Annotated in this window: 6 protein-coding genes; 2 read left to right on the top strand and 4 right to left on the bottom strand. The window is 57.8% G+C overall.

Annotated features, from left to right (window positions below):
• Positions 1–103: 103 nt before the first annotated feature.
• Positions 104–412, bottom strand: a complete 309-nt coding sequence (clpS, locus tag QVF59_RS12020) for an ATP-dependent Clp protease adapter ClpS (protein WP_159874964.1) — start codon at positions 410–412, stop codon at positions 104–106.
• Between the two features lie 223 nt (positions 413–635).
• Here clpS and QVF59_RS12015 point away from each other — a divergent pair, with 223 nt between their 5' ends.
• Positions 636–839 carry a cold-shock protein gene (locus tag QVF59_RS12015; protein ID WP_045846595.1) on the top strand — a complete coding sequence of 68 codons (204 nt, stop codon included), beginning with the start codon at positions 636–638 and terminating at the stop codon, positions 837–839.
• A gap of 100 nt (positions 840–939) precedes the next feature.
• On the opposite strand, the gene mdtH is transcribed toward QVF59_RS12015, so the two are convergent.
• Positions 940–2,148 carry a multidrug efflux MFS transporter MdtH gene (gene mdtH, locus QVF59_RS12010; protein WP_287880158.1) on the bottom strand — a complete coding sequence of 403 codons (1,209 nt, stop codon included), beginning with the start codon at positions 2,146–2,148 and terminating at the stop codon, positions 940–942.
• Positions 2,149–2,236: 88 nt separating this feature from the next.
• Between mdtH and QVF59_RS12005 the strand changes: the two genes are divergently transcribed.
• Positions 2,237–3,121, top strand: coding sequence for a LysR family transcriptional regulator (locus tag QVF59_RS12005; RefSeq protein WP_159874966.1), 885 nt, complete (start codon positions 2,237–2,239; stop codon positions 3,119–3,121).
• 63 nt (positions 3,122–3,184) lie between these two features.
• On the opposite strand, the gene icd is transcribed toward QVF59_RS12005, so the two are convergent.
• Positions 3,185–4,429, bottom strand: coding sequence for an NADP-dependent isocitrate dehydrogenase (icd, locus tag QVF59_RS12000; protein WP_287880155.1), 1,245 nt, complete (start codon positions 4,427–4,429; stop codon positions 3,185–3,187).
• 209 nt (positions 4,430–4,638) lie between these two features.
• A partial coding sequence (locus tag QVF59_RS11995) for an NADP-dependent isocitrate dehydrogenase (RefSeq protein WP_287880152.1) occupies positions 4,639–5,587 on the bottom strand: 949 nt, incomplete at its 5' end.

Below are 5,587 nucleotides of genomic sequence, written 5' to 3'. Positions count from 1 at the left end.
ATCATGGCAAGCAGCAGATGCTCCACGCTGATGAACTCGTGGCGCTTGCGCCTGGCGTCCATGAATGCCATATGCAGGCTTACTTCAAGCTCCTGGGCAATCATCAGTTTTCCTCCATTACGCACTGAAGCGGATGCTGGTGTGCTTTGGCAAATTGCGACACCTGTTCAACCTTGGTGGCAGCCACGTCTTTGGTATAAACGCCACACACGCCGTGACCTTGCGTATGGACTTGTAGCATGACCTGAGTAGCCTTTTCCCGGTTCATGTGGAACAACTGTTGCAACACTTCCACCACAAATTCCATCGGGGTGAAATCATCGTTCAATAACAATACCTTATACATTGGGGGAGGGGTGGTCCTCACCCGAGACACCTCTTTGACGGCGTCATCGCTGAACTGCGTGGACATGTCGACTTTCAGTTAAACCGCGGTTTACTTCAATTTTGGCTCCCCCCGACTTTTTTTCAAGGGGCATGTGTGAATTCCTTTTGCACTTGACGCTATCACAATGGTTGCGTAGAAATGCAGTCAGGTGCTTGGCTTAGCTGTTTGGCATTGGCGGATGAGCCGCAATGGGCAGCAAGCTTTAAGTTGGTCGGCCTCACCAGCCATCGTCAATCAAGGAAGTAACATGTCAATTGGTACCGTTAAGTGGTTCAACGACGCTAAAGGCTTTGGCTTTATTACCCCGGACGAGGGTGGTGAAGACCTGTTTGCCCATTTCTCCGCCATCAATATGCAAGGCTTCAAGACCCTGAAAGAGGGTCAGCGTGTAAGCTTTGACATTGTTAGCGGCCCGAAAGGCAAGCAAGCGTCGAACATCCAGGCAGCCTGATCAGGCTGAGGATGTGCCAGGATTGCCAGGTACGCTGACCTACCGGTCAACGTACCGACAGCTTCAAACAGAATCCCGCCAACCGGCGGGTTTTGTTTTTTCAGGCGCTGTTGCTGACACAAGACGTAGCCGTGGCAGGGCGCAGCAGTTGCATCCAGAGTGCCAGCAAGGTTATTCCACCCACCAGCGACAGGCACAGCCAGGGCAATGCCGGCCACTGCCACTGGCGGGATACGTCCAGCAGCCAGCCCCCGCCGACATAGCCCAGTGCGCCCCCCAGTGCCAGCCCAAGCCGGCTGCAGCCCAGGTAGCTGGCTCTTGCCTGTGGACGTGCCAGGCTGGCGACATAGGTTTCCCGGGCGGGTTCCATGATGATGGAGCCGAGAAAGAACAGGCCCAGCACAGTAAATGCTGCCAGCGGATGTGCCACATTACTCATGATGGCCAGACTCAGGCTCATCAGTCCAAGTCCGACCAGCATGCGTTGTTCGCGGCGCAGGTAACGTTCTCCCCAGCGTGCCAGTGGATAGAGCAGGCTCAGCGACAAACAGGTTTCCAGCGTGTACATCCAGCCTACGGCCTGGTAGCTGCCGGTGAGCTGCTTGATGGTGACGGGCACCAGCAGCATGACTTGTACCGCCAGCATGTAATAGCCGCTGAGGGTCAAGACAAAGCGCATGTAGCTGCGATCTTGTAGTACCACGCGCATGGATTGCCAGGGAGAGGACTTGCCGCTGGCAACCCGGTAGGGGGGCAGTAACAGGGCATTGACCAGTGCTGCCAGCACGAACATGGCCGTACCTGCCAGACCTACCCAGCGAAAATCAAATTGCAGTAGCCAGGAACCCAGCAAGGCAGCTGCCACAGCGCCAGCGCTGTCCTGCATCATCAGGATGGCATAGAAGTGGGGGCGGTCTCGCGGTAGTACCAGCTTGGCCACCAGTGCGGTACGTGGCGGGTCGAACAGGGTGCCGCCCAGCCCGGAGAGCAGGCAGGATAGATACAGCAGCCAGGGCGAGTGAGCGAGCGCCATGCAGGCAAAGCCGGCTGCGCGCATCAGCATGCCGCAGACAATCAGCGGTTTGGCTCCAAAGTGGTCTGCCAGAGAGCCACTAAACAGGCCCAGTCCCTGCTGCATGAACTGCCGCATGGCCAGTGCCAGCCCGACGATGCTGGCGCTCCAGCCCAGCTGATCGACAAAGTGCAGGCTGATCAGCGGAAACACCATGAAGAAACCGAATATCACCAGCAAGTTGTCCAGCAGGATAAATGCCTTGCCCAGTCGGCGTGCGCGCTGTGCGGATGCCATGTTATCTCCTCATTCGAACAGCATTCTAGGTAGGCATCCTGCTATTATGTAAGTCTATTTCTCCTAATATTTCATATGCAATTTTATTATGTCTGTTGCCTTGTCTGATCTGGAGTTGCTGCTGGATGTGGCCGAGCTGGGCAGCTTTAGTCAGGCCGCAGCCAAGCGCGGCTGGTCGCAGCCTCAGGTCAGCCAGCGCATTGGCTTGCTGGAGCAGCACTGGGGTGTCAGCCTGTTTACCCGGCACCGGCGCGGAGCCGTGGCAACCAATGCCTGTCAGGCCTTTCTGGATGCCGCCCGCCAGTCGGTAAGTGCCTATCGGCAAGGGCTGGAAACCATGCAGGGCACGCCGGCGGTGCCGCGCATCCGTTTGTCCTGCCTGCCATCGCTGACGTCTCCGGTATTCGGTCCCTTGCTGATGAAACTGGCTGATGCTGCGATGGAAATTCGCTGTGGAACCGATCATTCTCAGCAGATCATGCAGGATTTGCTGACCGGGCAGGTTGAGGTGGGTTTTGTGCTGAAATGTCCGGCAATGTCAGGGATCCAGATGGAATTGCTGTGGCGTTCGCCGATTGTTCCGGTGGTGGCTGCCAGCCATCCGCTGGCAGGCTGCAACAGGGCATTGGCACTGGCTGATATCGCCAGGTATCGCATTGCGCCACAGTTTTGGGGGGATGAGTGTGAGTCCTTGATCCAGCAGATCCGCATGGTACGGCAGTTACCCAGCCCGATTCATGCGGTACAACCGGCCTCTGCTGCACGGGAGCTGGTATTGCGACATGGCTTTGTTTCATTCATGCCAGAACTATCGATCAAGGCTGATCTGCAGGATGGTACTCTGGTCAGGTTGTGTCTGCCGGAACTGCCGACCTGGCATTGGGAGGTGATGATGGCCTGGCGTGCGGGTAAACGAGTGGATGCGGTCAAGGCGCAGGTGCTGGATGCGGCGCGTGCACTGGTGGCCGGCTGAACGCGGTTGAAACAGGAAAGGCCCGCATGGGCGGACCTTGAGGTGGCATTGCAGGCCGGGGCTCTACATGCGCGCTATCATGGCATCGCCGAATGCCGAGCAGGAAACCTCGGTGGCACCGTCCATCAGGCGGGCAAAATCGTAAGTCACCTGTTTGTCGGCAATGGCGGCCTCCATGGATTTGATCACCAGATCAGCCGCTTCTACCCAGCCCAGGTGGCGCAGCATCATTTCGGCCGACAGGATGAGTGAGCCGGGGTTGACCTTGTCTAGGCCTGCATACTTGGGCGCAGTGCCGTGTGTGGCCTCGAAGCAGGCATACTTGTCCGAGATATTGGCTCCGGGCGCAATGCCGATGCCGCCAACCTGTGCTGCCAGCGCATCCGAAATGTAGTCGCCGTTGAGGTTGGTGGTGGCGATGACATCGTATTCAGCCGGACGCAGCAGGATCTGCTGCAGGAAGGCATCGGCAATGGCGTCCTTGACGATGATTTCGCGACCGGTTTTCGGATTGTTGAACCGGCACCACGGACCGCCATCGATCAGCTCGGCACCAAACTCCCTGCGTGCCAGCGCATAGGCGGCATCACGGAAGTTGCCTTCGGTGAACTTCATGATATTGCCCTTGTGGACAATGGTGAGGCTCTTGCGGTCATTGGCGATGGTGTAGTTGAGCGCAGCGCGGACCAGGCGCTCGGTTCCTTCCACCGAGATGGGCTTGATGCCGATGCCAGAGCTGTCCGGGAAGCGGATTTTCTTCACGCCCATTTCCTGTTGCAGGAAGCTGATGACTTTTTTGACGGCTTCCGAACCGGCCTGCCATTCGATTCCGGCGTAAATGTCTTCGGTGTTCTCGCGGAAGATCACCATGTTGACCAGTTCCGGGTGCTTGAGCGGGGAGGGGACACCCTGAAAATACTGTACCGGGCGCACGCACTGGTATAAATCCAGCTCCTGGCGCAGGGCTACATTGAGCGAGCGGATGCCACCGCCGACCGGTGTGGTCATCGGCCCCTTGATCGATACCGCAAATTCTTTCAGTGCATCGAAAGTTTCCTTGGGCAGCCATTCGTCTGGCCCGTACAGGCGGGTGGATTTTTCGCCCGCATATACTTCCATCCAGTGAATTTTCTTGGCACCCCCATAGGCTTTTTCTACCGCAGCATCAATCACCTTGATCATTACCGGGGTGATGTCGATGCCGATGCCATCACCTTCGATAAAGGGAATGATGGGGTTGCTCGGGATGGGCTGGCCCGGGATGATTTTCTGTCCTGCTGCTGGAACCTTGATATGGGACTCACTCATTGTTGTTCGCTCCTTGTCTCAGGGTAGGGGACTGCCGTGATCCGCAGTACATGCCACTTACTTAGCCTAGACCGTAGTGGGATGCTTGCAGAAGAGGATCTGACAATTATTTTTGAAAATCGTTGACCGGATACCGGGAGTACAAAAAAAGCGCCAGGACGAATCCTGGCGCTCTGGCGGTAAAGCTGGTTTGGTAAGCTGCCGCTGGTTTAGGCCTGGGCGGCTTTCAGGGCGGCATTGAAGGTGCTGCTCGGGCGCATTACGGCCTGGCACTTGGCGGTATCCGGCAGGTAGTAGCCGCCGATATCGGCCGGCTGGCCCTGTACGGCTTTCAGTTCACCAATGATTTGCGCTTCTTGCTCAGCCAGTTGCTTGGCCAGCGGAGCAAACTGGGCTTGCAGTTCGGCATCTTCAGTTTGTGCTGCCAGTGCTTCTGCCCAGTAGCTGGCCAGGTAGAACTGGCTGCCACGGTTGTCCAGCTCACCGGTGCGGCGCGACGGCGACTTGTCGTTGTCCAGCAGCTTGCCGGTGGCGGCGTCCAGGGTCTTGGCCAGGATTTTGGCCTTGTTGTTGCCGGTCTTGATGCCCAGTTCTTCCAGCGATACCGCCAGGGCCAGGAATTCGCCCAGCGAGTCCCAGCGCAGGTGGTTTTCTTCCAGCAGCTGCTGTACGTGTTTCGGTGCCGAACCACCAGCACCGGTTTCGTACATGCCGCCACCGGCCATCAGCGGCACGATGGACAGCATCTTGGCAGACGTGCCCAGTTCCATGATGGGGAACAGGTCGGTCAGGTAGTCGCGCAGGATGTTGCCGGTCACCGAGATGGTGTCCAGACCGCGGGCCACGCGCTCCAGCGTGTAGCGCATGGCGCGCACTTGCGAGAGGATGAGAATTTCCAGCCCGGTCGTGTCGTAGTCCTTCAGGTACTTGTTGACCTTCTTGATCAGCTCATTCTCGTGCGGACGGTACGGGTCCAGCCAGAACACGGCCGGCATGCCGGAATTGCGGGCACGGGTCACGGCCAGCTTCACCCAGTCGCGGATCGGTGCGTCTTTCACCTGGCACATGCGCCAGATGTCGCCGGCTTCCACGTTCTGGCTCAGCAGCACTTCGCCGGTAGCCAGGTCAACGATATTGGCCACGCCGTCTTCGGCGATT

The sequence above is a fragment of the Aquitalea sp. genome, from assembly GCF_030150775.1.
Lineage (GTDB): Bacteria > Pseudomonadota > Gammaproteobacteria > Burkholderiales > Chromobacteriaceae > Aquitalea > Aquitalea denitrificans.
The sequence above is the reverse complement of the archived record's forward strand: the minus strand, read 5'-3'. Positions and strand labels throughout refer to the sequence as shown.

Coding starts and splice junctions, on each gene's coding strand:
- QVF59_RS12015 (WP_045846595.1), top strand. CDS start 636: ATGTCAATTGGTACCGTTAAGTGGTTCAACGACGCTAAAGGCTTTGGC.
- clpS (WP_159874964.1), bottom strand. CDS start 412: ATGTCCACGCAGTTCAGCGATGACGCCGTCAAAGAGGTGTCTCGGGTG.
- icd (WP_287880155.1), bottom strand. CDS start 4,429: ATGAGTGAGTCCCATATCAAGGTTCCAGCAGCAGGACAGAAAATCATC.
- QVF59_RS12005 (WP_159874966.1), top strand. CDS start 2,237: ATGTCTGTTGCCTTGTCTGATCTGGAGTTGCTGCTGGATGTGGCCGAG.
- mdtH (WP_287880158.1), bottom strand. CDS start 2,148: ATGGCATCCGCACAGCGCGCACGCCGACTGGGCAAGGCATTTATCCTG.